This is a genomic window from Paenibacillus sp. FSL K6-2524 (genome assembly GCF_038005525.1).
In the GTDB taxonomy this organism is placed as follows: domain Bacteria; phylum Bacillota; class Bacilli; order Paenibacillales; family Paenibacillaceae; genus Fontibacillus; species Fontibacillus anaericanus.
In genome coordinates, this window is the sequence record NZ_JBBOSP010000001.1 from 970,195 (window position 1) to 996,782 (window position 26,588).

Annotated in this window: 23 protein-coding genes; 14 read left to right on the forward strand and 9 right to left on the reverse strand. The window is 43.3% G+C overall.

Translation table 11 applies throughout. The annotated features are described in order from the left end of the window. Positions 1-68 precede the first annotated feature (68 nt). Positions 69-830, forward strand: coding sequence for a LuxR family transcriptional regulator (locus tag NST85_RS04185; protein WP_127194284.1), 762 nt, complete (start codon positions 69-71; stop codon positions 828-830). A gap of 100 nt (positions 831-930) precedes the next feature. Continuing rightward, positions 931-1,566 (forward strand): hypothetical protein, encoded by a 636-nt coding sequence (locus tag NST85_RS04190; protein ID WP_127194283.1) that lies wholly within the window; start codon positions 931-933, stop codon positions 1,564-1,566. A 134-nt stretch (positions 1,567-1,700) separates the two neighbouring features. Here the strand turns inward: NST85_RS04190 and fabF are convergent, their stop codons facing one another. Then, positions 1,701-2,939 (reverse strand): beta-ketoacyl-ACP synthase II, encoded by a 1,239-nt coding sequence (fabF, locus tag NST85_RS04195; protein WP_127194282.1) that lies wholly within the window; start codon positions 2,937-2,939, stop codon positions 1,701-1,703. A gap of 131 nt (positions 2,940-3,070) precedes the next feature. Between fabF and NST85_RS04200 the strand changes: the two genes are divergently transcribed. The 3 genes from NST85_RS04200 (at position 3,071) to NST85_RS04210 (ending at position 5,384) form a co-directional block, all read left to right on the forward strand. Next, positions 3,071-3,910, forward strand: coding sequence for a helix-turn-helix transcriptional regulator (locus NST85_RS04200; protein ID WP_307401668.1), 840 nt, complete (start codon positions 3,071-3,073; stop codon positions 3,908-3,910). Between the two features lie 170 nt (positions 3,911-4,080). Further along, the gene (locus tag NST85_RS04205) at positions 4,081-4,674 is read left to right on the forward strand and encodes a YkoP family protein (protein WP_127194280.1); all 594 of its coding nucleotides are present in this window, start codon (positions 4,081-4,083) and stop codon (positions 4,672-4,674) included. Then, entirely contained in the window at positions 4,671-5,384 is a 714-nt protein-coding gene (locus NST85_RS04210) for a polysaccharide deacetylase family protein (protein WP_341188618.1), read from the forward strand. The genes NST85_RS04205 and NST85_RS04210 overlap by 4 nt, the downstream gene beginning before the upstream one ends. 184 nt (positions 5,385-5,568) lie before the next feature. Here the strand turns inward: NST85_RS04210 and NST85_RS04215 are convergent, their stop codons facing one another. Beyond that, positions 5,569-8,556, reverse strand: a complete 2,988-nt coding sequence (locus NST85_RS04215) for a hypothetical protein (RefSeq protein ID WP_341188619.1) — start codon at positions 8,554-8,556, stop codon at positions 5,569-5,571. A 272-nt stretch (positions 8,557-8,828) separates the two neighbouring features. Between NST85_RS04215 and NST85_RS04220 the strand changes: the two genes are divergently transcribed. Both NST85_RS04220 and NST85_RS04225 read left to right on the forward strand, forming a co-directional pair. After that, positions 8,829-9,455 carry a carbohydrate-binding family 9-like protein gene (locus NST85_RS04220; protein WP_341188620.1) on the forward strand — a complete coding sequence of 209 codons (627 nt, stop codon included), beginning with the start codon at positions 8,829-8,831 and terminating at the stop codon, positions 9,453-9,455. 163 nt (positions 9,456-9,618) lie between these two features. Next, positions 9,619-11,004, forward strand: coding sequence for an alpha/beta hydrolase (locus tag NST85_RS04225; protein ID WP_341188621.1), 1,386 nt, complete (start codon positions 9,619-9,621; stop codon positions 11,002-11,004). Positions 11,005-11,102: 98 nt separating this feature from the next. On the opposite strand, the gene NST85_RS04230 is transcribed toward NST85_RS04225, so the two are convergent. After that, on the reverse strand, positions 11,103-11,552 hold the full coding sequence (locus NST85_RS04230; protein WP_127194277.1) for an SRPBCC family protein: 450 nt from the start codon (positions 11,550-11,552) through the stop codon (positions 11,103-11,105). A 131-nt stretch (positions 11,553-11,683) separates the two neighbouring features. Here NST85_RS04230 and NST85_RS04235 point away from each other — a divergent pair, with 131 nt between their 5' ends. The 3 genes from NST85_RS04235 to NST85_RS04245 are packed head-to-tail and all read left to right on the forward strand — an operon-like array spanning position 11,684 to position 13,399. Next, a complete protein-coding gene (locus tag NST85_RS04235; protein ID WP_341188622.1) occupies positions 11,684-12,496 on the forward strand; it encodes a helix-turn-helix domain-containing protein in 813 nt (270 codons plus the stop codon). Between the two features lie 56 nt (positions 12,497-12,552). Further along, entirely contained in the window at positions 12,553-12,966 is a 414-nt protein-coding gene (locus NST85_RS04240) for an ROK family protein (RefSeq protein WP_341188623.1), read from the forward strand. Further along, a complete protein-coding gene (locus NST85_RS04245; protein WP_341188624.1) occupies positions 12,929-13,399 on the forward strand; it encodes an ROK family protein in 471 nt (156 codons plus the stop codon). The genes NST85_RS04240 and NST85_RS04245 overlap by 38 nt, the downstream gene beginning before the upstream one ends. Positions 13,400-13,542: 143 nt before the next feature. Here NST85_RS04245 and NST85_RS04250 read toward each other — a convergent pair whose 3' ends face one another. Beyond that, on the reverse strand, positions 13,543-13,920 hold the full coding sequence (locus NST85_RS04250) for a winged helix-turn-helix transcriptional regulator (RefSeq protein ID WP_341188625.1): 378 nt from the start codon (positions 13,918-13,920) through the stop codon (positions 13,543-13,545). 117 nt (positions 13,921-14,037) lie between these two features. Between NST85_RS04250 and NST85_RS04255 the strand changes: the two genes are divergently transcribed. Next, the gene (locus NST85_RS04255; RefSeq protein ID WP_127194274.1) at positions 14,038-15,051 is read left to right on the forward strand and encodes a zinc-dependent alcohol dehydrogenase family protein; all 1,014 of its coding nucleotides are present in this window, start codon (positions 14,038-14,040) and stop codon (positions 15,049-15,051) included. A 424-nt stretch (positions 15,052-15,475) separates the two neighbouring features. On the opposite strand, the gene NST85_RS04260 is transcribed toward NST85_RS04255, so the two are convergent. Then, positions 15,476-17,884, reverse strand: a complete 2,409-nt coding sequence (locus NST85_RS04260) for an S-layer homology domain-containing protein (RefSeq protein ID WP_341188626.1) — start codon at positions 17,882-17,884, stop codon at positions 15,476-15,478. Between the two features lie 423 nt (positions 17,885-18,307). Here NST85_RS04260 and NST85_RS04265 point away from each other — a divergent pair, with 423 nt between their 5' ends. After that, a complete protein-coding gene (locus NST85_RS04265) occupies positions 18,308-19,492 on the forward strand; it encodes a GNAT family N-acetyltransferase (RefSeq protein ID WP_341188627.1) in 1,185 nt (394 codons plus the stop codon). A 166-nt stretch (positions 19,493-19,658) separates the two neighbouring features. On the opposite strand, the gene NST85_RS04270 is transcribed toward NST85_RS04265, so the two are convergent. From NST85_RS04270 to NST85_RS04285, 4 genes are all read right to left on the reverse strand, one after another. After that, positions 19,659-21,944, reverse strand: a complete 2,286-nt coding sequence (locus NST85_RS04270) for a preprotein translocase subunit SecA (RefSeq protein WP_341188628.1) — start codon at positions 21,942-21,944, stop codon at positions 19,659-19,661. 314 nt (positions 21,945-22,258) lie between these two features. Continuing rightward, positions 22,259-22,417 carry a hypothetical protein gene (locus NST85_RS04275; protein WP_341188629.1) on the reverse strand — a complete coding sequence of 53 codons (159 nt, stop codon included), beginning with the start codon at positions 22,415-22,417 and terminating at the stop codon, positions 22,259-22,261. 223 nt (positions 22,418-22,640) lie between these two features. Continuing rightward, the gene (locus NST85_RS04280; RefSeq protein ID WP_341188630.1) at positions 22,641-23,585 is read right to left on the reverse strand and encodes a reverse transcriptase family protein; all 945 of its coding nucleotides are present in this window, start codon (positions 23,583-23,585) and stop codon (positions 22,641-22,643) included. Further along, a complete protein-coding gene (locus NST85_RS04285) occupies positions 23,560-23,880 on the reverse strand; it encodes a helix-turn-helix domain-containing protein (RefSeq protein WP_341188631.1) in 321 nt (106 codons plus the stop codon). Before NST85_RS04285 ends, NST85_RS04280 begins: the two co-directional genes overlap by 26 nt. Before the next feature lie 998 nt (positions 23,881-24,878). Between NST85_RS04285 and NST85_RS04290 the strand changes: the two genes are divergently transcribed. Next, positions 24,879-25,634 (forward strand): sce7726 family protein, encoded by a 756-nt coding sequence (locus NST85_RS04290; RefSeq protein WP_341188632.1) that lies wholly within the window; start codon positions 24,879-24,881, stop codon positions 25,632-25,634. Between the two features lie 19 nt (positions 25,635-25,653). Further along, positions 25,654-26,574: a sce7725 family protein gene (locus NST85_RS04295; RefSeq protein WP_341188633.1), complete on the forward strand. Its 921-nt coding sequence runs from the start codon at positions 25,654-25,656 to the stop codon at positions 26,572-26,574. The last annotated feature ends 14 nt before the right edge of the window (positions 26,575-26,588 follow it).

The window sequence follows — 26,588 nt, forward strand, 5'->3', positions numbered from 1 at the left end:
TCCGATAAATAAAGAAAGGGTATTCATTTATTTCCCGAAAGACAGATACACCAAGGAGGATAACTGTAATGCCTGAGGCGATAAGGGCTCTACCTCAACAATGGAGGGAAGACCATTTAGGAGAAAGTTTCAGCTTAACAGGTTCGTTTGCATCGAAACAGCAGTTTGAACGGATTCGTATTAGAGACTCACTGTTAATTACGGTCTTTCAGAATTGCATATCGAACATCAAGGATCATCTTTCAGGTCCATATCTGTTCTTACTTACGAATACAGAGGGCGTTCTATTGTCGATGGATTACAGCCAGAATCTAGCAAATACGATGAGTGGTTCACCCATCGACTTAGGTATGTATTTTTCGGAGAAAAGTTGTGGAGTTAATGCAATTTCAGAAGCAATAAAGCATAATGCTCCGGTCTATTTACCGCCAGAAGAACATGGAAGTCCCTATTTTAAGGACTGGCATTGCTTCTCTACTCCGTTAAATATCGGACGGAAAAATATAGGCTACCTCGATGTGTCCACCATTAATGCAGATATGAAAAGTGAGCTAGTTGCCATTGCCAAGCTAATACCGGCCCATATGTTGAGTAGTTACCAAGAGCAGCATAGTGCCCAATTGTTTGAACAGTATGCGATAAAATTAACAGAACGACAGTTAAAGGTTCTGAGGTTAATTTCGCAGGGATTAACGGTAAAGGCAATCGCAATAAAGCTCAACATCAAAGAATGTACAGTCAATCATCATAAGAAAATCATATTCGACAAATTGGGTGTTCAGTCCAGCACTGAAGCCGTTTCAATAGCAAGTCGTTACTCCATTTTGTAATAATAACCTTGTAATAACAACCTATAGTTTTATATAGGTGGAAATATAAGGAGGTTATGATAAGCTTTTCTGGTATGGAAAAAAGTATCAGGAGGGTAATATGTCTAAGAAAAAGCTTGGAGTTATGACGGTTATAATGATACTAACTTTAGTAATGGTAACAGCATGCGGGGGCAAGGGTAAAGAAGTAAGCCTAGGGGTAACTGAAAGTGGTTCTTATACTAATGATTATTTTGGTGTATCGTTATCCTTTCCTACAGATTGGGAAGTTCAAGATGCAGCCGGAATGAATGAAATTGCGAATGCCGGTCAAGAAATGATTGCTGGAGAAGATGAAACTAAGAAGTTACAATTGGAACTTTCTAAAGCCAAAACATTAAATCTACTACTGGTTTCGCAATATCCGCTGAATGGACCGGATCCGAGTCCTTCTGTTACGGTTGTTGCGGAGAAGGTCCCAGGTATGAAGGCGGGGAAGGAGTATCTCGAACCTACGAAAAAAACGCTGATAGATACTGGGATCCCTTATGAGTTTAAAGAGATATCCACCGTCAAAATTGGTGGTAAAGATATGGCTGTCTTAGAGTGCTGGTTTGACGCTGGCGAATTGGTAGTTACTCAGAACTACTACACCGCCATCATTGAGGGGTATGCTTTTAGTTTTATTATTACTCATTTTGATGATGAGAGCAAAGCTGAAGTGGATAAAATCATAGAATCTATAACTTTTAAATAATCAAATAAATTTGTAATTACAGATTCATTAAAGTAAAAAGAAGCTATTGATAGCAGGGAATGTTCCCTGCCATCAATAGCTTTTTGCTTGCCTACATAACGTGATTCCCTAGTTCGATGGGGATGAGCTTCAGCCTATTCACTGTACTTTTTCAGCACGATAACTGCGTTATGACCGCCGAACCCAAAAGAGTTGGACATGCCGATCGTCAGATCGGCTGTTCTAGCTACATTGGGAACGTAGTCCAAATCACATTCCGCTTCTTGCTCCTGCTGATTAATGGTAGGAGGAATAATCCCCGTTTGTAAGCTTTTTACCAGGGCAATTGCCTCTACGCCTCCTGCGGCACCAAACATATGTCCCGTCATCGACTTATTAGCTGTTACAGGAATACGATAGGCATCTTGGCCAAAAAGCTTCTTGATCGCTGCAGTTTCCGACTTATCTCCGACCTCTGTGCTAGTAGCATGAGCACTTATGACGTCCACTTGGTTTGGCTCGATGGACGCTTCCTTCAGCGCCAATTTCATTGCGCGGTATGCCCCATGACCTTCAGGATGAGTTGCCACCATATGATAGGCGTCAGAGCTAGCTCCGTAACCGATAACCTCCGCATATATTCTAGCTTTTCGACGTAAGGCGTGGGATAACGATTCCAGAACGAGAATTCCTGAACCTTCCGCCATAACAAACCCGTCCCGTCCGGCATCAAATGGCCGGCTAGCTTTCTCAGGTTCGTCGTTTCTAGTCGATAATGCCGTTGCTTTTGTGAAACTAGCAAGTGATATTTCAGTTACTGCTGCATCCGATCCTCCTGCGAATAGGACGTCGGCCCTTCCAGCTTGAATTTGATAGAATGCTTCTCCAATAGCTGTATTGCCAATGGAACAAGCTGTTACTGGAGATAAGGATGAGCCTAATGCCCCCAGTTTAATACTAATTAAGGCCGCAGCCATATTGGATATCATCATCGGCACCAAGGTAGGACTTACCCGATCAGGCCCTCGGTCGTTTAACAGCTGATGTTGATCTATTAACGTTTGTATTCCACCGATTCCAGACCCAACGTAAACACCTAATCGTTCTTTATCTATTTGATCTAAGTTGATCCCGGAGTCGATTAAAGCCTGATCCGCAGCAGCTAAGGCAAATTGGCTGAATCGATCCAGCCGTCTTGCTTCTTTAGAACCGAATAGTTTATCGGCATCAAAATCTCTTACGATACCGGCTATTTTAACCTTAAAGTGAGTTGTATCAAAAGTATCAATATAAGAAATACCCGAATCTCCCCGAGCTAACCGAGTCCAGAAGGTCTCGACATTATTCCCGAGTGGGGTTATCGCACCCATTCCTGTTATTACAACTCTTTCCATGGTCATTGCCTCCTTGATCGTCCTTAAATAACAATCTATACTTATCATGTCATGCTGGATATCCTATTACAAGTTGTTGTTTATCCTAGTATAATTTATAACATGATAATCATACGTAAGGTTGTGTAACCATGAATTCTCAACTCAGACTTCAAGAATTATCACAATTTTTAAAGACGCAGAGAGCTAAACTGACTCCCGAGTCCGTTGGTTTACCCGAAGGGGGGCGAAGAAGGACACCTGGACTAAGAAGAGAGGAAGTCGCACAATTAGCTGGCGTTAGTCATACCTGGTACACCTGGTTAGAGCAAGGGAGGGACATCAAGGTATCATCGTCCGTCTTGGATAACGTGGCTAGGGCGCTGCAATTGTCTCCCGACGAGCGAAAGTATTTATTTTCCTTAGCATTGGAGACAACTTCTGGCGTAAGTCTTCTTAAAGAAGAGCTTCCTGAAATCAGTCCCGCCTTAAGGATTATTCTTCAAGAACTTACCTACTGCCCCACGATTGTTTCCGATCGCAGGTGCCAAATTGTCGGATGGAATGAAGCGGCTTCTCATGTGTTTCTGGACTTCGAGCAAGTGCCACCCGAGCAGAGAAACATGATTTCTCTATTATTCACGAGAAAGGAATTTCAGCGATTAGCTGTGAATTGGGAGCAGTTCGCGAGCGGATTTCTAGCAATATTCCGAGCATATTACGGACAATACGTAGAGGATAAATGGTATGAAGAGTTTCTTAGTGAAATGAAAGAAACGCATCCTGATTTTAATCGCTTGTGGGATCAAAGCAAGGTCAGTTCAGCACCGGAAGTATTACTTGAGTTCAGACATGCCAAGGCAAGAAAGATGCTCTTCCAGCTCACTTCGTTACAGGTTCATGGTGGTACAGATTTAAGATGCAGTATTTATACACCCGCTCCGGAAACCTCTACAAGAGCGAAGCTTAAGAAATTAATGCAGCAGGTTTAGTTTTCTCTTAGGGGCTGAGTTGGAAATAGCGATAACATTATTTTTCAAACTTAAGAAATAAGTAAGAACGAAGAAAGATAAATGATAGATTCATTACATACAATGATGGCAGAGGTTACATGAGACAGGTACATGGGACTAATCTGAATAGAAAGACGTGACTACCATCTATGGATCTATTAAAATCTATTTCAAAAAAAAGTATGCAATCCATTTGGATGACTTGGGAAGCTGTATTTGAATGGTTTACGAAATTTCGGAGTGCTTCGTGTAAAAAATATGGCATTTGTAAGCTAGTTGTCAGGCGCCATCACGGGAAAAGTGTGGAATGTCATGATGGGGAGTGGGTTCATTCCGGTGATTGGGTAGGAGAGCTCCATCTGGATAACCGTCAGGTTTTGAAGTTTTCGAAGGAGCTAGGTCCCGATCGTGCAGCATTATCAACGGCACGGATGCTGCGGAAGTCTATGAAACAGATTAGCGTAGCTATGGAAACAGATCCTGAACTTGCTCATGTAAAGGCATTAACGGGTATTACCCTGCTCCATCGTGGGATTATCCATGGTCTTGGATTTGAGCTGCATCCGCTCGAATCCAAAGGATTCCGTATATTCTCGACGTATTACCTGCGGTTATTACTTAGAGTTCTGCATCCTGGAGGGAAGCAGCGTATGCAACAAAATGTCCAGAAGCTTGTGCCGAAAATGCTATTGATGACTAGGCAATCCTTATTGACTCGTTACCGTAAGGAGGCTTTGGTATGAGTCGAATTATAGTCGTCTCGCTGACCCTTTTTATTATTATATATATGTTCATACCTTACCTAATCACGCGGATATGGGGATTAGGTGTCACAATTAGAGGCCGATCTGCTCGCCAGGTTGCTTTTACTTTCGATGATGGTCCGGATCCCTTACATACCCCCAAACTGCTAGATGTACTTAAACGTCAGGGAGTAAAAGGGACCTTCTTCGTGCTCGGAAGTAAAGCTGAGCAGAATCCCGAGCTTACAAGACGTATTCATCAGGAAGGACATCAAATTGGTATTCATAATTATACGCATTTGCCGAATTGGATCATGAGTCCGCGCCATATCAGGCAACAGCATGTCCAGCGTTCGGCGGATATCATCGAGAGGATTACCGGAGAACGCCCGACATTTTACCGTCCTCCCTGGGGAATTCTGAATATGGGAGATTTGTTCTCTCTACGCAAATCTTACCGCATTGTGCTCTGGTCTGTAATGGGTGGAGATTGGAAAGTGCAGAGTAGGGCGCAGCCGTTGAAAGAGAAACTTTTGAAACGGATAAAGCCTGGTTCCATTATACTGCTGCATGATAGTGGAGACACATGGGGAGCGGAAGAGGAGGCTCCTTTCCTTATGATTGAAGGATTGGAGGAAGTACTTGAAGATATCCAGATGAAGGGCTATCAATGTCTGCGAACGGATGAATTGTTGATGCAGGAATCTTGAATCTAGCTTTGGTTTGACATCTTCGTGAATGCAGATCAAAGTTGGATTACGAAGAAATGAGCAGAGCCCATGTATCCTCAATGGAATATACATGGGCTCATATCGCATTCTATTATGGAAATGGAGTTATTATCGCAAGAATAATTGTGCATATCATTAAATCTGGAAGATTTAGATCATCCCGTCAGTTCGGAGTGATTCGAAGTAGTAACCCTTCTTTTCCATAAGCAAGCACGCCTGTTCCGAAAGGAATAACACCACGCACGGAATTTTCTGCGTTATATCCGGTATGGTACACCGACCATTGTCCATTCTTGTCTGCCACTGCAAAGACATTGCCGGAAGCAACGTACCAACTGGAGGAACCTGACCAAGTCATATGCCCGTAGCCGTAACTCCGCGGTTCCGCTTCGATGAGTGTAGCGAGTGGACTGCTATCGCGAGTCCAATGTATCCCATCCGTCGAGTTATAAATAAAGTCCCCGATGGCTACGAAGCTATTGTTAACCCACTGAACAGTTATTGGGTTGAGGAAAGAATCTCCCTTGGTAGGAATAGACATTGTCGACCAATTACGTCCACCGTCAGCCGTAGAGTAGAGAACGGCGTTTTTTCCTTGATAACCACTAATAGCAATCTTTTTACCTTGAATGGCGATGCCTTGGAACTCAGCTCCTTTATTCAAGACATTACTCCAACTCTTACCATCCGCTGAAACGCTCAGGAAGGAAGAAATTCCTTTGCTGCCAATGGCATAGAGACGGCTGCCGTCGGTCGTTACTTGCTGTAGTCGTACTGATGAATCGAAAGAATTCGTTTGCGACCAAGAAGATCCGTCCTTTGAGGTCCAGACACGATTACTGCCTACCGCTATAAACTTCGCTCCATAAGCAGTAATCGATGTCATCCATGGTGTACTGGAACTGTAACGGTCTCCGAGCCAGGTGGAGTTCCAATTGATACCGTTCTTACTGCGAAGTACGGAGGCGACGGACTCCTGAAATTCTGAGCCAACGGCCGAGTATGTTCCGTTGATCTTAGCTATGCCATCAATATTGGCATATGGATAAGGTCCTCGTTTCATTGACCAATCAATTCCGTTAACGGATACCGCAATAAGACCACTTTCGCTTGCGAAGCCCACGAACTGCTTGCCCGTCCATACAACTTCCATGCCGAAGGGAATTCCCTTAACAGCTTGCTTTTTCCATGTTTTCCCGCTATCTGAAGAGGATAGCATAATCCCCTCGCCTCGCCACTTGGTTCCGAAGATCAGTTGGCGCCCCTTTACGGAGAATGGACCGCTAAACATTTCAATCTTATTCGTGGTTAAGGATGTTGGCTGAGGTTCGGATATAAAAGTAATCCCGTCTGCCGAGCTGAACTTACGACTGGAACCATCGAACGTAAACTTACCGTTTGAATTCTGTGAGATAGGAAAGCCAGAAGTCTCGGGGACGCCGTTAAGCACAAACCTATAATTAAGACTTTTGTCGATAATACCGGATTGTTGTTTCCAATTGATGAGGTCGGATGAGGTGTAGACGATCAGTTCTACTTTTGTTCCTTCTTTCGCATCATAAACAAGCTGATTGCGTTTAGTTGTCTTACCGTAATATTTATATCCACTGCCGAGTCCGACATAGAGACTTCCGTTCCAATATACTTGGGAAAATTGTCCATCCACTTTGGCACTCAGCGTCCAATTCACTCCGTCTTTGGAGATATAGACTACGGTTCCGGCCCCTAATGAAGCTTCTCCGATCAAAACATAGTCTCCATTAACCCATTTCACTTGCCCCCTGCTGATCGACTCGGGCAGCTGTGAAACCTCCTGCCAATCCGTTCCGTTTATAGTCCAGTATGCAGGGTCAGTCCTGTTCACCGGCATCAAAAAATAACGATCTTTCGCATAATATAAGGTGGAAAGGCTCGTTTTGGTTGGAGGTGCCGCCTTCTGCCATGAGTTTCCGTGATCGTTTGAAAAGAGCGTCTGGGATTCCGTTAGAGCGAGGAAACCACCTTTGCCATCGGTCGCCCAAGTCTGAATTTCATTGCTAGCGAGGCCGTCCATAGACATGTTATATAGACCTATCGCTGACTGAACGGAAGGTGGTTCAGCCACTCTCAGCGGGATCATCTCGTCATCAACCTTGCTAGCGATACCAAGTTCACCGTACTTGTTGTTTCCCCACGTCCATAGTTTGCCTTGCTGATCGATAACAATGTTATGTAACGCTTCAGAACCGCCAAAAAGACTTGAGATCAGTGGCAGTCCGCTGACTTCAGTGGGAACTGAAGACTGATTCTCTTTGGAAGCAAGCTGATTTTTAGTGTTTTGCCCCCATACATAAACCTTTCCGCTTTCTGTCAATGCCGCAAAGTGATTCTCTCCACCGGCGATTTGACTTATTCCGCTTAACCCTTTGATGGTAACTGGATTGTTATAATTAGTGTAATCACCACCGCCATAGGTCAGAATCCATGAACCATCTGGTTGCCAGTGGTATCCCCATCCGATGACGGTACCATCGTTCTTCAGGGCGAGGTTACAACCCTCGGCACCCTGTATGATATCTTTTATACCCGTAAGCCCTGTCTTTTCGGCCGAATTCATGTATGAAATGTCGTATACAGTACCATCGGAAAGTAATGCATAAGAAGCTGCAATTTTGACAACAGGTGAGGGGAGCCCATCGATGAGTGACGGGGCCGTAGTCTTACCCTCCTGATCATCCTCCCATCTCCATACATTGCCGTTTTTCTGGATGGCATAAGCATAATTGGCGTGTGCGTAGATATTTGTTATATCTTGAAGATCCAGCTTGTTTGTTCCTTGGCTGTTCCGCAGCCAGACTTCTCCTTGAACGGTGAGGACAGTAAGAGTTCTCGAATCTCCTGCAATATCAGCTATACGAAGAGAGGACAGTTGATCTTCGTGTTGTGGTAAAAGCGAGTATTCACGAGACTTATTCATTCCCCATGACCATAGCTGGCCCGCTTTATCCAATGCGTAAGAAACATTCTTACCAGCTATAGTTCTAACAAAAGGAGAAGCCCCAAAAGAGTTGCTATCTGCTGATGCAACCGCCGTGTTCCACATTCCTATTGTTTGACACAGAAGAATAAGTGCTATAAGCGTTTTACATCCCTTGCTCCAAAAATTCTTCAATATTGATCTTCCTTTCCCTGGATAATCAAACTACCCATTTTATCGGTTGAGATAGGAGGGATGTGTATATATAAACATAGAAAATTAGGGATATTTTAGGTTGTTTTTTCCGGTGCTAAGCATGCAAATTCTCTCCAATTTATAACTTGATTTGGAATGACTTATTTTCACTCACTTATTAATATAATTGAACAAACACTTATTAAAAGTGTATTATTACAGGGTACTAGATACATACCGACTAAATGGAATATGTAAAATGAGGTGAGAGATTGCAAACCACAATCGTTAAAGAAGATTATGTATATCATTGTAAACAAGTGCAATCAGGATGGAGCTCCATTGACTGGGATAGCTGCGATGTGCTCGAATTAAGCGACACAGTCACAGGTTTACCGCCGAAAGAATCTACCGAAGTGAGAGCTTGCTGGAACAAAGACTATTTGTATGTACGATTCTTAAGTAAGGACAGTAACATTGTATCTGATTTTACGGAAAGAGATGACCCACTGTACGAACAGGATGTCGTTGAGTTCTTTATCGACCAGGAAGGCAAGGGAACACGTTATTTGGAGTTGGAAGTCAGCCCCAATAATGTGGTGTTTGATGCTCTAATTGAGAATGATGGCTTAGATGCGGTTAAAGGTTTGAACAAAGCATGGTGCTTCCAAGATCTTCTTACGTCTGTCGACTCGACTAGGGAGGGGTATTTAACCACCTATATTAGCATTCCAGCATCAAATTTCATTCATCCACTTCATGAAGAATTAAGCTGGAAGGTAAACTTCTATCGAATTGATGAAGACTTGGAGGGTACGCGTGAATACCAGGCGTGGAGCCCGACAGGTAAGGTCAACTTTCATGTTTCTTCTAGGTTTGGGACGATGGTATTTGTATAATTGAAAATGATTTTGCTGATTTCAGGTCGGTAACCATTCGCAAGAAGGGTGTTACTGGCCATTTTTGTGTGGGTCATATGTTAAATAATCCTAGCCGGTACAAATTAAACCGTATATATTAATAGTTGTGGAAACGTTTGAACTACTAGTCAGGAGGGATTAGATGAACCAATATGGCTCACAAAGATCATGCTTTTGGGGATTTATTGTAATATGTATGCTAACCCTGGTAGGTTGCCAGGACAAAGAAGATTCAATCACTACCTCTCCAACATCATTTGAGCCCAAGACAAGTGTGACCGTACAAGCAACCGAGAATCCAACTGGCAAGATTGTGGGGCAAGGGAGTGTACATATCGATGAACTTGAGAAACGGCGTATTTTTGTTTACCTCCCTCCCGGTTACGAAACCGACAACGAGCGTTACCCCGTTGTGTACATGAACGATGGGCGTAATGTATTCGAAACGAATACCAGTTCTTTTCAAAAAGAGTGGAAAGTGGAGAGAGTCATAGATCAGCTCATTACTGATGGAAGAATGGAGAAAGTTATCGTGATCGGAGTTGATGCAAGCGATGGCGCCAAAAGGGGAGAGGAATATGTTCCTTTTCTCGATGAGTCCATTCCGTCTGATGGCAAGAGTGCAGAGGAATTTACCCGTTATTTCATTGAAACTGTCATTCCTTATGTGGATGGAACTTACAGAACCATTCCTGATAGGGACAATCGAATGATCATGGGATCATCCTTCGGTGGTGTACAGGCGTTATGGATGGGTTACCATCACCCAGAGACGTTCTCCTCGATTGGAGCGGTATCAGCTTCCACCTGGGTAGCTAAGGGGAGACTGTTTGAAGAACTGGCGAAGGAAAAAGAAAAGCCAAATGTGAAGATTTGGTTGGATATGGGGTATGCCGAAGGAATGCTTATCGAGCCGTTGGTAGATATTCTGAAATCGAAGGGATTTGAATACGGCCAAGATTTATTTTTTCAGATGGATATTTTGGGTAACCATGATGAGAATTCCTGGTCCAGACGTGTCCACAGTCCACTACTCATGTTTGCCGGAAAAGCACCCGAACAAGCGATCGATCTGGTAGTAGATGACTCGCTGATGATCTTCGGGTCTGACAGCTCGTATATCCGTCTTAATCCGGTAGCAAGCATGAATAATGGAATGGACTATTCAGTTTCAGATTTAGCCGAGTATAAGGTGTTGAATCCCAAGGTTGGGCAGGTAGATACGTCGGGGATAGTGATCTTTTTAAAACCGGAGCCCCTAGATGTGGAAGTGACTTATCAAGGCATTACCGTAGAATATAAAGTAGACTATGATCGTTTGGTAAGGATTCTAAAAAACAAATTGAAATCACTCGTAATCGAAGAAAAGGATAGTAGCATTAAAATTTTGCTTAAGCCCACGGCGGAAAGTCTGAAAGCGACAACGAAGGACATTACAGATATAGCGATTTCACTCGAGAGTATAGGACTTTATACAATTGAGGAAGTTCGGGAAGATTATATTCTCCTCGCCTTGAATACAAAATAACAGGGTGAGGACAAAGATAATAAAGCAAGGGGAAGCCGTCTAGGCTTCCCCTTGATACTGTTAAATAGGTATAGTCACCATAAAACAAACTTATTATTTTACCAGCCAAAGTCTAATGTCTTTCCCGTTTCCACATAGGTCTTGGCATTGCTCAGAATCATCGGCCAAGATGACTTTGTATTTTCGTATGAGGGATGATTGTCGGGCCATTGATCGTTAACTAACGTAAGCTTCGTACAATTTCCTACTATCTCTAGTGAGAGTGTAACCCTTGTTTCGAGTTCTGCATGATTTTCTCTATACGACGGTCCAGGATGTTCTGTGTAGCTCATGAGTCGATTCTGCTCGAAGGCTAGAACATTACCGTAGACATGTACGGTTTCATCTCCATCGGCACCAGGTCCAATGTAGGCATAAGGTGCACCAATTTCGAAGGTTGAGTCAAGAATGCAACCATAGAATATGGCTTTTGTGCCTTCGGGTGATACAAAGACTTGCCAAACATCCTCAGGTGTTGCTCCGATATAAATTTCATACTTAAGATCCATAAATTATCCTCCGTTCGATCAATATATTAAATTGCCTAAACAGCTTCGAACTGCTAGTCTCAGTATAGAATAGACAACATGGAACGTATTGTAAAAACGCGACAATAGCGGCTCCGTCTGGAGGTAGGTTCGTGAAACCGAATGATCAACGATCTGATAAGGGGATTCTGAAAGCAGAAGCAGGCATGCAAAAATTTTCGCTTATGAGATACGAACCTGCTGATAGTTTGGCTCAATTAATAGAGCATTATTGGGTGGTACGATGGGACTTAACAGGACAAGCTCCTTTTCGCCAAACTGTCTTATCTTATCCCAACGTAAATTTAGCGTTTGAATATGAGAATAATGAGATATTTACCGGAATTTACGGTGTCCCTACAACAACCTACACGCGCCTTTTAAAGGAAGAGGGGATGACGCTGGGGATCAAATTCAAACCAGGAGGCTTTCATCCTTTTTGGAAACAGTCGATATCTCTTCTTACTGGCAAGGTGCTAGGTTTTAAAGATGTTTTCGGAATAGATGTGCAGGACATAGAACAACAAATTTTTGCTATAGAGACAGAGGAAGAGATGGTACAACTTGCAGAACAATTTCTACTGGATCGCATTCCAGAGCAGGATGACAACGTTGAATTGATCAATCGGATCGTGCAATTCACCATCGATAATCGCCAGATTACCAAGGTGGAGGATATCGTGCAAGAGTTTGATATGAACAAACGGACCTTGCAGCGTCTGTTCAACCGTTATGTTGGCGTTAGCCCGAAATGGGTCATCAAGCGGTATCGGCTTCAAGAGGTAGTAGAACTCATGGAAAAAGGTGCAGTTTCAAATTGGCCTAAATTGGCGCAGGATATGGGTTATTACGATCAAGCCCACTTCATCAAAGATTTTAAAGCGATGATTGGCAAATCGCCCGAAGAGTATGTAAGGGAAATGTGACTTATGCTTTTACTCATTATTGAAGGAAACTATGAACAATAGGAGGGACAACTGATATGAACACATATGTAGGTATTGAAATTGACGGTGGGCAGATGTATATGATGGCGGAGACAGCAAGTGGCTATCTGGAGCATACGGTTTCTACGGGAAAGGAATGTTCCTTGCTTCAACTCCAGCAGGAGGTAGAGGCCTTTGTGAACAAATTGCCCTATACTCCAAGTGGCATCGGCATGGGTATGCCAGGATTAGTCGTTGGTAGCGATAAAGTAGAGTTAAGCCATGTCTTGCCTGCGTTAAACGGAGTTACAGCGGATATGTTCGCAACACCAGCAAGCATTCCCGTAGCATTTATCAATGATGTGAAGGCAGCTACGATGGCTGAGGCCGCTCATTTTACCAACAACGAAACGGTTGTCGTCATCATGGCCGATGCTTTTATCGCGGCCAGGTGTTGTGGCCTCAGGTGAATTACTGCTTGGCGCGAAGGGATGGAGCGGAGAACTGGGTTATATGATCCTTAACGTAGATGGGCAAGCGGTACTGCTCGATACGCTCGCAAGTGGTTATGCCATTGTGAATCAAGCGGAAATGGATGATGCTACACTTCGCGAACACCTAGAAACAGGCGATGAGCAAGCTGCTAAACTTGTAAGTCAAGCAGGGCAGTACTTTGGATATGCTTTAACTAACTTGGTGCACCTGTATAACCCAGATGTTATCGTAATTGGCGGGAGCACACCGACCTATAAGGGCTATATGGAAGCAGCAAAGGCTGCACTTGAAATGTATGCGTTACCCGAATTGCTCAAATGCTGTACGATCACGACACCAAAGATTCAGAACAGGGTGATCGCTTTTGGTGCTCGGGAATGGATTCGCAAATGTACAACAGTTCGTTGATGAAGCATACATAAGAATTCCGTTAATCCATATGCTACAAAAAAATAATACCGAGCAAAGGATATCACCATCACTTTGCTCGGTATTATTTTTTTTAGACAACTCACTTCAATGATTCTAACATTTTACTCGAAAAGTACTGATTAACGCACGATGGTTTCCGTCCCACCGAGGTCATATTCTTCTCTAGCCTTTCTCACCGCGGAGTAATGTTCAGAAGCCCACTCCTTTAACATTTTCATGTAGGGAATCAACGTTTCCCCAAGCGGGGTTAGCGTATACTCTACGATCGGCGGTACCGATGGGGTAACTTTCCGACTGACCAATCCGTCCCGTTCCAGTTGCTTCAAAGTTTGCGTTAGCATTTTCTGCGATATACCCTCGATGCGCCTCTTAATTTCTCCGTATCGGATGGTGCCGTTCTCTAAGGAGTAGATGACAAGTGCCGTCCATTTATCAGATATTATTTCCAACACATGACTATAGCTGCAAACCTTCAGGGATATGTCCGATGGTTTCATAAGCATCCTTCCTCCTTACGCACCTTTGGGTTCGTAACCGACCTAAAAGTGCCGTCTAGCTACATCTTATTATATGAATTATTGTGTGTCTATACACCAAATAAGGAGAGATGCACAATGAAAGCTTACGTTATTCAGGGCGGTTTTGGACTGGATCACATTGTAGAAGTGGATCGCCAGATTCCAACTCCCGCCCGTGGTGAAGTGCTTATTCGAATGAAGGCGGTATCGCTAAACTCACGTGATATAGGAGTCATAAACGGATTTTATAACCCAGAACTGAAAGAGCCGCTGGTTCCGCTATCCGATGGAGTAGGCGAGATTGTATCCTTAGGGGAACAAGCTGGGAAGTTCCGAATAGGGGAACGCGTGAGTGCGATCTTTACCCAAAACTGGAAGTCCGGCGAAGCTACGCCAGAGAATTGGGTATCCTCGTTAGGTAGTCCGCTCGAAGGGTTGCTAGCGGAGTATGTCGTGTTGCCTGAGGAAGGGCTGGTACGCGTACCCCAACATTTGACCGATATCGAAGCAGCTACTCTGCCTTGCGCCGGAGTAACGGCCTGGCATGCGATCGTGGAAGAGGGCAAGGTGAAAGCAGGAGATACAGTTGTCGTTCAAGGTACCGGCGGCGTCTCCTTGTTCGCTCTGCAATTCGCTAAGCTTCAAGGAGCACAAGTCATTGTAACCTCAAGTAGCGATGATAAGCTTGCACGTGCGAAAGCGTTAGGCGCCGATCACGGCATCAATTATAAGCGAAAGTTGGAGTGGGACAAAGCCGTATTGGAGTACACGCAAGGGCGGGGTGCTGATCATATCGTCGATCTTGGAGGCGGGGAAACACTTAATCGTTCCATCTCTGCCTTAAAGGTAGGCGGTCAGATTAGTATCGTCGGCATTCTATCCGGGGCCAGTGTTGAAGGTTTAGCTATTGTCCCGGCCATCCTCAGGAGAGCAAGGCTTCAGGCCATTAACGTAGGCAGCCGAGCGATGTTCGAGAATATGAATGTTGCGATCGAACACCATCGTCTTCGTCCAATTGTCGATAAAGAGTTTCCGTTCTCGCAAGCAGTGGAGGCCCTCAGACATCTGGCAGAAGGTTCGTATTTCGGCAAAATCAGTATCGTTTTTTAATCCAACAAGGGAGAGAGACGTTCCTAAGGTGAGTATTTATGAATGACAATTATCAGAACAAATAAGCAGGCCGAGTTCAGCCACTCGAAAGAGGAGGGCTGAACTCGGCCTGCTTTGTATGTCTACAATGCTTAGTGAAGCATACGAGTGTAAGCTTGCCCCTCATCTTTGGTAGCCACCGGATTCTCTTCATACGAAATCGAATCGCTTCAGCTGCCAATTGTCCAGAGGGACTTCTTTTGAAGTACTTTGTGGAGTACAAGGAAATGTTCACTTAGGTGGCACAGCTCACTTATCGATACCCTGCCATAACCTTTAAAACCCGCTTGCAATTGTAATCGAAGATGTGTGTCTACGTATTCGTAACACTAGGTAAGAGGATGTCGTTTGTGAGTCCGTGCCGTTCACGACATTAATCGTCAGATTAGGTGCCAGCGCTCGGGTTCGGACCTTGGCTCGGGCTCGGGTTCGGGTTCGGACCTTGGCTTGGGCTAGGAGTCGGGTTCGGTTCTTGGCTTGGGCTAGGAGTCGGGTTCGGACCTTGACTTGGGCTAGGAGTCGGGTTCGGACCTTGACTTGGGCTAGGACTAGGGTTCGGACCTTGGCTTGGGCTAGGACTAGGGTTCGGACCTTGGCTCGGGCTAGGACTAGGGTTCGGACCTTGGCTCGGGCTAGGACTAGGATTCGGACCTTGGCTTGGGCTCGAGTTCGTGTTTGGTGTTGGTATAGGTGCCGTTGATTGCCCGTTGACAGCCTTCACTCTAGAAAAGTCATTGCCATTCACGAAAAACGATGCAGGGGTTACTCCCGATGGAACTATCAAATTAGCGATAGAAGTGGCATCTCCTAGATCAAGCCGAGGATTGTTTCCAGTTATCTGAAGACTTCCGATCGTACCCTGCACATTCAGGTTAACGTTTCCGGCATTGCCGGTTACAATCGTCTGCCCAATGTTCGCTGAACCGGTGAAGGAGGTGCTGCCAGCTGACGTAGGGCCTACCGTATCCGAATTACCGATGATCAGCGTATCGATTGGCGTTTGACTTGAGGATTGCACGCTAACGCCAGGCTGAAGGGTGAGTGTATTAAGCGTAGAGGACGTATCAGCGCTGAGTTCGGTATTCGCCGCCGCCGTAACCGTGGCGTTAATGTTTTCAAAGGTAAGTTGCAAGGGGCCCAAATCAGCGCCCGAATTGACAGCGATTCCGGAGTTTATACCAGTGGCTGCTGCGTCAATTGATCCTGCCCAAAATGCAAGACTTGTTGAATCTGCGGGTCTTCCAAATAAATTCAAGTATATTTGGTCAACGATTTGGCTGTTACTAGTCCCTGAGAATTTTGCTTCATATTCCGGCATACCCGCGAAGGAGCCTGTAACAACGACAGTACCCTTATCAGCATCAATGGTGCCTTGCCAAAATTGAAGGCCCGCGGAGTCGGCGGGGCGGTTAAAGTAAGCAACATAAAGTTGCTGGATGTCTTCTGTGGTGGAGGTAGCTGCCGAAATGCGGACTTCTCCCTTTGATTTGAAGTCTGATGGGGACGGTAGGTCCGCACGGATACCAACCTTTTTCAAGTATATGTTATTCTCTAAGCTGGAAACTTCCCCCTTTGACTTGAAGCCTGATTGGGATATCTTATCCGCACTGTCATCAACCTTTTTCAATAGTGTGCTATTAAACAAATATAATTGGCCGAGATCGCTATGCTCGAACCATATATTTGTGATCTGTGATTTCGGACGGCCGTTATCTTTCAGGAAAACTGTTTTACCTTGAATGAGTACATTGTAGGCAAAGAAGTCCGACTGAACTGCCGGGGTCAAATTTAAATCTTCTTTAACTTCCAAGTGAGCCAACGCGACCTGATTTGAGTTCACAATTACGGTTCCATTGACGGTGTTGCCCTTGGCATCAAATATTATAGGTGCATTCGTTTCTGTTAATGAGTCTTTATAGCCGATAATCAGCCCTTCAACTGACTTTATCATATCCCCCGAATAGGTAAACTTAATCGCTGCATTGTGCAAAGCAGCTTTGTTCGATGCTTGAAAAATGCCTTGTACCGATGTGCCCGCGCGATAGTTCTTGCCATCGATCTTAATTGTGCCGTCATTGCCAATGTCTTGAATGATAGACGGAGTGTAGAAGGAGCGATAAAGCAGAGTTATCCCTTCGGCCAGCACAATGTTTGCGTTTGGAGTGAAGTTAACCTTCGATTTCCCGGATGCAATACCTGCTTTCGTCAAGGCGCCTATTGCGCCAGCATACCAGCTTTTCTGCGGAACATCACGGAATCCGCTACCTACTTGCGGCTCTGGCTTCAGCTTCTTGGCTGTAACAATCAAGCTCGCAACCTCAGCCCTTGTAATCTTTAAGTTCGGACGGAACGTGCCGTCTTGGTAACCTTTTGCCAGCCCCGCATCATGGAGGGCAGCAACATACCCGGTTAATTCGCCGTCAACAGGCATATCTTTAAACGTTGAGGCGCTTTTGGAAGGGGACAGATCTAGTGAGATCGCTAAAAACTTAGCAAAATCTCCGCGTGTCATATTAAGCTGGGGACTCAGCTTATCTCCTTGCTTTGGATTAAGAATTCCTAGCATAATCCAAGTGTTAACTGCCTCTGCGTACCATGCTGTAACGGGTACATCCGAATAGGCTTGCTGGTTCATAGGTTGGGCAGGATTAGTAGATCCTGCTTGGCTTACTTGCGGCTGCGGAGATTCGGCCGTCACACTAAAAGGAGAGCAGATGGTCAGCAACAGCAACGAAACGAGCGCAACAGTCAGCCATTTTGTACGATTAATAGTAAATAACATGATCTTGTTCATGATTGTTACTCAACCTGCCTTTTTGTTATATTTTGGATATTTAACGTATGTCTTTTATTATCCTATCATTTTTTAAATCTTCAAATCTTAATGAAATCTTAATGAAATATCTATAATTCACAGTTCGGTTCTTCGTAGTCCCCCTTCGCAGGGAATGGATTCGAAGGTCGTGCTTCGTGGATGGAACATACATAAAATTTGAAATTTCCAATAGATGTCTATAGTTAAACTCTACCTTGTCTGATCTGTATTATTTATCCATAATCAAATAGGGGATAAATAATTTGAATCTTAGAGTATGATCCTCAACTACGTATAAAGGAGTGATGATGTTTGGATAAGGACAAACAAATCAAAGAGCGTATGAGAGGTTTATATTTATAGTGGATAAACCTCTCATTAGCTTATGGGAGGCAAACGGATATGAAATATTCAAATCATTTGATTCGCGGAAAAGAACTTACTAGTGAAAGCTTCGGTAAGGCAGCAGGATTGTTTGATGACTTGAAACACCATTTATCGATAAAGGGAGTCATTTCAGGTCTTATATCGGGACGAGTTTTCTTGTCCAATGATGGTCTGACAGCGTTATTAATGAACCCTCAAGGCTTTTTCCTAGGAGGTAGTCCAAAGAATATTCTGTTCTTCATAGAGGTCAACGAACTTCTCTCTACAGAACTATTACCAAGTCTCACATCTAGGGGAGAGTTAGACTACGTGATGTTCTACCCATCAAATGATGATGCTTGGGTAGAGGCTCTTGAACTAGTGACGAGAACATTGTTACCACTCCGAAGTGGACGAATGACTCTTACTTTCGATATGAATAATACCCCACACACTCTCAATGATCATATTGTTCCGGTAGATGCTAGCTTATTAAAACGTCAAGATTTAATTGGGCTGGATGAGGTAATCAGTGAAATTCAAGGGGGTTGGTCCTCTTTAGAAGCATTTGAGAACAGGGGCTTCGGATGTGTTGCTATACAGAGCACTAATGAGGGACTGACCATTATTAGCTGGTGCCTTACGGATTGGGTAGTTGGAAGTGAATGTGAGGTAGGCATTCAGACCGAAGAAAGGTATCGTGGCGAAGGTTGGGCCCGAAAAACTTTGTTAGGAACACTTTTATTGGCAAAACAGAGGGGCATAACTAGAGTCGGGTGGCAGTGTTGGTCCAACAACATAGGTTCGCAAAGAACTGCCATGTCTGTGGGGTTCAAACTACTTGCTGATTTTCCCGTTCTTTTTGGATGGAACTATTCCTTAAATAACCTACTTGTCAACGGAAATCACTATATGCGCGGGGATAGTAGATATGGTGTAAACAAAGATTACGCCCGGGCCGCATGGAGCTATGCGGCAGCTCTGGATAAAGGTTGGGACTGGAATGGCGATGCTGCTCTGTATTGGAACTCAGCTTGTTTGTTTTATTTGATTGGTGAGAACGATCGTGCCAAACAGTATTATCAAAAGGCTATCGAAAAGGGATGGAAAGACATTCGTGGTCCCCATTATCACGAGTATGTCTACAGAGAAGAGGATAGCGAACAGATCGCATACAAGCTTGCTGAAAGTATAACAATGAACAGTGGTATTGATACTTAATAGAATCGGTCATATACTAAGAGCTCGCGTTCGACGCGGGCTCTTTAATGTTTCGAACTGCAATACTAATTCTTATTTATTAATCCAAAATGACATAAAAGTGCCTGAAAATAATCTTTTGAATCTTCAATAGTAACGCGATTAGCCTTGAAAAAGCTACGCTGCGTCAAAATTTTGGCAGCTTGAATATCGGCCTCAAAATATTGCGAATGTAATAAGCCAATACGGTCGTTGTGGTCCATGAGTTGCGCTTATTCTGGATGTATTGATCGTTGATAATATAAGTCCGAGTGGAAGTAGGGCTCTTCAGACCGAACTTTTCCCACTTCGCCGGATCATTCGAACCTCCGAGCCTTACAAGCATATTCGCCGACTCACTATTAATTTTAGCCAGAATTTGCTCGTATGCTTGGGTGACTTGCGCATGAAATTCGTCGATCGGATTGCGGCTAGCAAGGCTCTCCAAGTGGATACCTTCGCGAATGTAAGAAACGTATGCCAGATGGTCAGCCCAGAACTTGTCGATATAAAAAAGCCGTACCCGCTGCTCCGAAGGGCTCATCGGCGTCTCGCCTTTCAAAATTCCGAGCCGCTCCTCGTATAGAATTCGCCTCTGATCCTCCACCATATCCGAATAATAGTTCAGTTCTTGGCGGATATCGAAGTTTTGGCCCATAATAACACGCTGAATTTGCGCGATTTTGCTGCGGAGCACCGAATCTTCGAGAGCCTCATCCTGCTTAAGATTGCGAATCGATTTATTGATGCCGAACCGAAGCAACAACTCGTCCTCCAAGCTTACGAAAAATACAGAAGCTCCCGGGTCGCCTTGGCGACCAGAACGCCCGCGCAGTTGGTCGTCGATCCGCACGCTTTCGTTCACATGCGTACCAATCACGTATAACCCGCCCAGCTTGGCGACAACTTCTGCTTGCGTAGGGTTGCCGCCGCCGAGCCGAATGTCGACGCCGCGTCCCGCCATATTCGTAGACACCGTCACGGCGCCGATTTCTCCCGCTTTGGCGATGATCTCGGCTTCTTTTGCGTCGTTTGTCGCATTTAGAACATGGCAAGGTACGTCGGCAACCTCTAGCGCCTCCGCTAGTATGTTAGACTCTCCGACGCTTGACGTACCAATGAGAATCGGACGTCCCGCCCTATGGACGGACGAGATTTCTTGTACAAGCGCCTTAAGTTTGGCTTCTTTATGGGTATAAATCCGGTGCGGATGGTCGATCCGTATGTTGGGCCGGTTCGGTGGAATTTGCACGACCTGCAGCCTATAAATATCTTCGAAATCCATTGCGGAAGCGTGCGCGGTAGCCGTCATTCCGCAAATCTTCGGATATAAGCTAAGGAAGTGTTGAAGGGTAATCGTACCGAGAATTTTCCCGCCGGCTAAGGGCTGCAGCCCTTCTTTGGCCGCAAGCGCGGCTTGTAGCGCCTCCGGCAAATGCCTGTTCTCCGCCACACGGCCGGTATATTCGTCAATCAGCTCGATATTACCGTCCCGGACGATGTAATCGACGTCTTTTTTCAATAACAATTCCGCATGCAGCGCGCAATTTAACGACACTAACAAATGACTATGATGGATTTCGTACAAATTACCGCATCCCAGCAAGGATTCCGCTTTCGCAGAGCCCGCTTCATTCAAATAAACGTTCCGCTGGAACTCGTCGAAGTCGTAATACTCTACTTGCGCGAGCTGCCGAGCCACTTCTGCGAAACGAATGCCGTCGTTACCGTCGTTGCCGAATGAGCCCGGTTCGCCGGCGATGACTAGCGGAACCCGCGCTTCGTCGAGAAGCAGTGAATCCGCTTCGTCGACGATGACGTAGTGGAAAGGACGATGCACGGTATCGACTTCGTTTAGTGCGATCATATCGCGCAAATAATCGAATCCCGCCTCTTTAGCCGTAACATAGGTTATATCCTTGGCGTACGCTTCCCGTTTTTCGAACAGGCTCATATCCGCTTGAACCGAGTCTACCGTTAACCCGAGGAAACGATAGATCGGGCCCATCCACTCCGCATCTCGATTTGCCAAATAATCGTTAAAAGTCAGCACATGAACGCCTTCGCCGGTCAGCGCATTTAGATAAGCAGGCATAACAGCAGAGAGCGTTTTTCCTTCACCGGTATGCTGCTCGATCAAAAATCTCTCGTGCAGAGCGATGGCAGCCATGATCTGGACATCGTAAGGCTGTAATCCGAGCTTTCTCTTCGCTGCCTCGCAGACTAACGCATAAGCATCGACAAGCAGCTCATCCAAAGGTGTACCCGATTTTGCTTCTTTTTGCAGCCGGCGGGATTCCACTTGAAGCTGCCCATCGTCCCATGCTTCCAAATTTCTTTTCCTGATGAGCTCTGCTTTGTCCTGATAGACTTTCAGCTTATTCTGGGTATCGTGGTGTTTGAATTTTCGCATCAACTTGACGGCTACATTCATAGTAATTAGATCTCCCCTCTGTAGAAATACGCTTAGTTTTAAACAATATTTGCTCTCATCTGTCACCATCAGGTTCAAATCCACTTCATATAAGCAAAACCATATACCGCACCTACCACCATTACAGCGAGAGATCCTTTCCAGTTATTGATTGGGAATGATTGTAACTTATGTGTTGAAAAATGTAAACTCTATATTGCACTTGTTCTAGTTTGCAGGTTGTTGACAGAAAAGCCCAAAGAGGGCTGCAACAGTTTGCCTACCGGCAACCTGTCACAGCCCCCAAGCCCGCGTCGGGCGCGGCCTCTCGGTTCTTATTCTTCCCCCGCCGCCACTGGATTCTCGCTGTACGAAATCCAATCGCTCCAGCTGTCATTACCGTCAGAAACTGCTTTCAGAGTGCCCGCTTTCAGAGCTTGGAAAGTAAGAGGGATACAGGCAGCACGTACCATTCGTGTATTTATGAGCGCCATTGGTCAGGAGGAAGCACGCTAACCATACCGTCCGCTTAGTCGCATTACTCCCGAACCAGAGAATGCCACATTGTGGAATACACCACACCGAGAGAGGAAGCAGACCTGCCGAATAAAACAAGCCATAAAGTAAGCACTTATGCAAACGCGGAATACACGGGAATAAGCGCAAGAGTCAGCACACGTTCATACAAGTTCCGACTTCATTTTATGTATAGGATAATTAAATAGTGATATTTTTTGTCTTCCTATCTACTAAACGACGGATTTCAGGAAATATACTGGGATCAACACTTTGGGCAGCCTGTAATTGTCCCATAAGTGTTTTTAGTTCGGAGGGTGTGCTGTCAGAAAATGTCTCACTTTTACGTAGTTGATTCACAGCTGCAGTATAAATTTTTATTCGAAGATTGTTGGTAACACTTAGTTTATTATCAGGAGTTATAGATACACCAGTAACTATTTTATGTTTCTTTTTAGAGAAATACTTAATCTTACTGTATTTTGGTTTGTGAGAATATCTTCTAAGCTCAATATCAATTTTATTTTTAAGTTGACTGGTGTTAAATGGAAGGTTACTGGAGAAAGTCATATCATCAACATATAGTGTAAAAATACATCCATATTGTTCGGCGATATCATGAATTTCATTAAACATTTTTTGGTAGGCATAATATGCAATGATTTGGCTTGTTGGACTTCCTGTAGGTAATTTGTTTTCAAGAGTAACTATTGTAGTCAGTATCTCTGCAACGTCAGATGATGTATGTAGTGAATTTTTGAAGAATTGATAAATATATTCACGTGAGCAGTTTTCATAGAACTTTCTAATATCCATGCTAATAAGGTACGTTGATTGTTGATGATACTTACCATTATCGATATAACTCTTTCCGCGTTGACTGGATATTACCCAAGGTGGACGCTCTATTCGAGTTAGAAGCCTTAATATTCTTCTCTGAACGGTTTTTAACTTTTTGTTAGGTGAGGTAATCTTTCTCTGTTCTCCATCTTTCTTGTCTTTTAAAAAAGAAGAGTAGTTCACTATTTTGTCTAGGTCATTAAATTCCTCAGAATCTATTTGTAAAATTTTCGCTAATCTACTTTTGCTTCTGCATTTATATAGGGCACATTGAGTAATGTCATGTTTCTTCAGTTGGTTCTTCATCACTCAATCCCTCACTTTTTGACATGAAGTTGACTAAACGGAGCATCATATTTTTTATGAACTCTTGGCTCTTATTGTTCTTAGATGCCTCTTCAAAATCTTCCGCTAGAAGGATTAAAGAAGAAAGCTTTATTCCTAAAATTTTAGAGTAGTTTTGTAGAATTTCGAGAGAGGGTTGCTTCTTATTATTTTCAATTTCTGATAGATAGCTGTTTGAGATGCCTAGCATAGAACTCATCTCGGTAGCTTTATAGCCGTAAATAGCCCGAGTTCTTTTCAGTACATCCCCAATCATTTAAATCATCCTTTCATTAAAAATATATTAGGTAGGTTTCCCGTTCTCACAGCCAAAATTACTTTTTGAAAATGGAATAAATAACAGCAATGATTTTAGCAATAATATAAATAGATTCCAAAAACTTAAACAGGAATTTAAAAATATTACGCCTTAACCATTTATGGTGTTTGTTCTTTACTCCTTTTCTATTGTAGGCCAGAGGGGCGTTTCGCTTGAACAGCATTTTTTTCTGCATGTGCAGTCTCCTTCCGGAACTAAGGGGGTATAGTTTCTTAGTTCCCTCCCTAGAAGAAGTGGTGCAAGCGAGACACCTACCTAATTATTTCGCAACGCGCGCAATCTCCTAGCGCGCGTTGTGCTGAACCGCTGTGCGCATATAGCTCGGCATGGTGGACTGGTCAGAGCCCGGGTGCGGCCTTTAAAGGTAGAATGCTTTTAGCATTCCGCGAGTTTTGTTAAACTCCATTTTGGGGGAGATGACCTGATGAATGTTACTAGCATTCAAAGTTGCTGTGAAGCAAATATAGCATGTCAATCTAGTAAAGTAAAGATATAAATTCGCTAATAGCGAATTTATATCTTTAGAAGGAGGTTATTTTTATCTTGCTAGACTAGTAGAAAGGGTTAAAAGAAGGGGTTTTTAACCGAATCATACTAGCCTTTTTGACCATTTATATAAAGGAAACTGATCTTTTAAGCCAATTTTTCACTTTGAAAACCAGTAAGCAGTCATTACAGTCAACTTGATGAAAAGAATACTCAGATTAAAATAAAAATATGTTATGATTAATAAATCATGAGCTATACTAATGAAATTCTTTCATTTTTTTAAAAAAGTGGCGGCAGACTTTCTACCGTCATAATATTTTTCTTGAAATAATGTTATATTATTACATGTATGGGGGGGAACATTTGTGTCGTCTTTTAGTGAGTTGGCTAGGATATATTCTACTACATTTCTTCGGCAGATCCTCTCCTCCAAGCATGAAGACCTCTTGAATGAACTTTCTAAATCATTTGGTTTTGTACAAGAGGCAAGCTGCAATGGAGATTATAGAATGCTGTTTGACGAGGCCTATCGCATATTATTGAAACACTATAGGTGTGAATATATTTACAAATCGGAACTATATGGTAAAATTAAGAAAGAAAGTCGTAAAAAGATGAAAGATGGCATATTGACAGAAGTCAAAAGCGGGAATTGTGTCGCTGATTTGTTATGGTTAAACGGGACTTCTATCGCATATGAAATAAAAACTGAAATAGATACTAATCGCCGATTGACTAATCAGATTAATTCATATCATCAATTGTTTAAACAAACAGTGGTTGTTTCATATGAAAGAAACATAGATACAATTTTGCCTGAATTACCCGAACATGTCGGAGTTATGTTTCTGAACAAAAGAGGAACTCTTAAAGTTTATAGGGAAGCGGAAGAATTCATAGAACAATTAAATCCAGAATCAATGTTCTTGACTTTAAGAAGATACGAATATGAAGCAGCAATCCGCGAGGCATATGGATTTGTTCCACAAGTTACTGATGCATATATCTTTGATGAATGTTTCAAGTTATTTAAGTCACTTAACCCTTTGGAAGCACATGATTTAATGGTAAAACAACTCAAACTCAGATCCCACATAAACCTTGAAAATACATTTATATGGCCGAAATCATTAAGTTTTCTTCTCGAAAGAGGTTCCTTAAAAAGAACGGAAATTTTGCAATTTCGTAATATACTAAGGTGATTAACTGGAGGATTTATCTATGTATTTTCCCTTTCTTCGGGGTAAGCAAAATGAACTTTTTGCAATATCTGAGTTAGTTTCATTGATACAAGAAAGTCAAAATGTAGTGCCAATATTTGAGCCTGTTAATTTAAACTCAACGACAAGAAGAATGCTCCCTGTCATTAATAACTCAGGCATTCCATTTGTTTTTATTATTAATCCACAAAGTGGAGAGTTATATAACGAAGGGTATGATATATATCGCCCTTTACTAGAAGACTTTGAGAATAAACATTTAGTAACGTTGGGCTACTATATAAATGACACTACGACTCTTTTGGAAATTCAACAAGCAATGGATACATACGTAGAATTTTCCTTTGCATTTATTCACGTGAGTAACTCTCGTATCCGGGATAATTTAACTCAAGTAACTAAAAGAATTGATTATCATATTTTTATGGATGGTAAAGTAAGCAGTTCTTATTTAAATGCTTTTAGAGGAAAAAAGAGGGTCATCATAAAAGATTCCTTTAATCGTCTATCTAGGAATGCAGATTATGTTCCTGATGAGTACTTCTCTGATTTGTTTAGTACCTATAAACCTGATTTTTATGGGTTTGGGGATTTTCAGATCGTTGGAGTTGGTACTGGAGGAGGTGGGCCAGCTCATGCTGTAGCTTTACATTTAACTTATCTAAAGGAGCCTAATGGCCAAGAAATTTGGGTTCGCCATTTTGTTTCTGATGATAAATTAGGAACTTCAAATGTTCAAGGTAAATATTTTCAAGCTCTAAGGAAACTTGTTACATTTCTAAACCAATATTCCAACACCCCAGAAACAATAGGGGCAAGAGAATATCGCGAGAATTTAATTGATGGTGTCTTTCACCAACTAGGATATCCTAAAAAGCTTTCAATGAAGCATCATATAGAATTAATGATTCAAGTTTTATAGTTAGTAAAATCCGA

Coding starts and splice junctions, on each gene's coding strand:
- NST85_RS04280 (WP_341188630.1), bottom strand. CDS start 23,585: ATGAAGAACCAACTGAAGAAACATGACATTACTCAATGTGCCCTATAT.
- NST85_RS04225 (WP_341188621.1), top strand. CDS start 9,619: ATGAACCAATATGGCTCACAAAGATCATGCTTTTGGGGATTTATTGTA.
- NST85_RS04230 (WP_127194277.1), bottom strand. CDS start 11,552: ATGGATCTTAAGTATGAAATTTATATCGGAGCAACACCTGAGGATGTT.
- NST85_RS04205 (WP_127194280.1), top strand. CDS start 4,081: ATGGATCTATTAAAATCTATTTCAAAAAAAAGTATGCAATCCATTTGG.
- NST85_RS04185 (WP_127194284.1), top strand. CDS start 69: ATGCCTGAGGCGATAAGGGCTCTACCTCAACAATGGAGGGAAGACCAT.
- NST85_RS04245 (WP_341188624.1), top strand. CDS start 12,929: ATGCTTTTATCGCGGCCAGGTGTTGTGGCCTCAGGTGAATTACTGCTT.
- NST85_RS04260 (WP_341188626.1), bottom strand. CDS start 17,884: ATGAACAAGATCATGTTATTTACTATTAATCGTACAAAATGGCTGACT.
- NST85_RS04255 (WP_127194274.1), top strand. CDS start 14,038: ATGAAAGCTTACGTTATTCAGGGCGGTTTTGGACTGGATCACATTGTA.
- NST85_RS04275 (WP_341188629.1), bottom strand. CDS start 22,417: ATGGCGCTCATAAATACACGAATGGTACGTGCTGCCTGTATCCCTCTT.
- NST85_RS04265 (WP_341188627.1), top strand. CDS start 18,308: ATGAAATATTCAAATCATTTGATTCGCGGAAAAGAACTTACTAGTGAA.
- NST85_RS04210 (WP_341188618.1), top strand. CDS start 4,671: ATGAGTCGAATTATAGTCGTCTCGCTGACCCTTTTTATTATTATATAT.
- fabF (WP_127194282.1), bottom strand. CDS start 2,939: ATGGAAAGAGTTGTAATAACAGGAATGGGTGCGATAACCCCACTCGGG.
- NST85_RS04240 (WP_341188623.1), top strand. CDS start 12,553: ATGAACACATATGTAGGTATTGAAATTGACGGTGGGCAGATGTATATG.
- NST85_RS04200 (WP_307401668.1), top strand. CDS start 3,071: ATGAATTCTCAACTCAGACTTCAAGAATTATCACAATTTTTAAAGACG.
- NST85_RS04295 (WP_341188633.1), top strand. CDS start 25,654: ATGTATTTTCCCTTTCTTCGGGGTAAGCAAAATGAACTTTTTGCAATA.
- NST85_RS04285 (WP_341188631.1), bottom strand. CDS start 23,880: ATGATTGGGGATGTACTGAAAAGAACTCGGGCTATTTACGGCTATAAA.
- NST85_RS04270 (WP_341188628.1), bottom strand. CDS start 21,944: ATGAATGTAGCCGTCAAGTTGATGCGAAAATTCAAACACCACGATACC.
- NST85_RS04190 (WP_127194283.1), top strand. CDS start 931: ATGTCTAAGAAAAAGCTTGGAGTTATGACGGTTATAATGATACTAACT.
- NST85_RS04250 (WP_341188625.1), bottom strand. CDS start 13,920: ATGAAACCATCGGACATATCCCTGAAGGTTTGCAGCTATAGTCATGTG.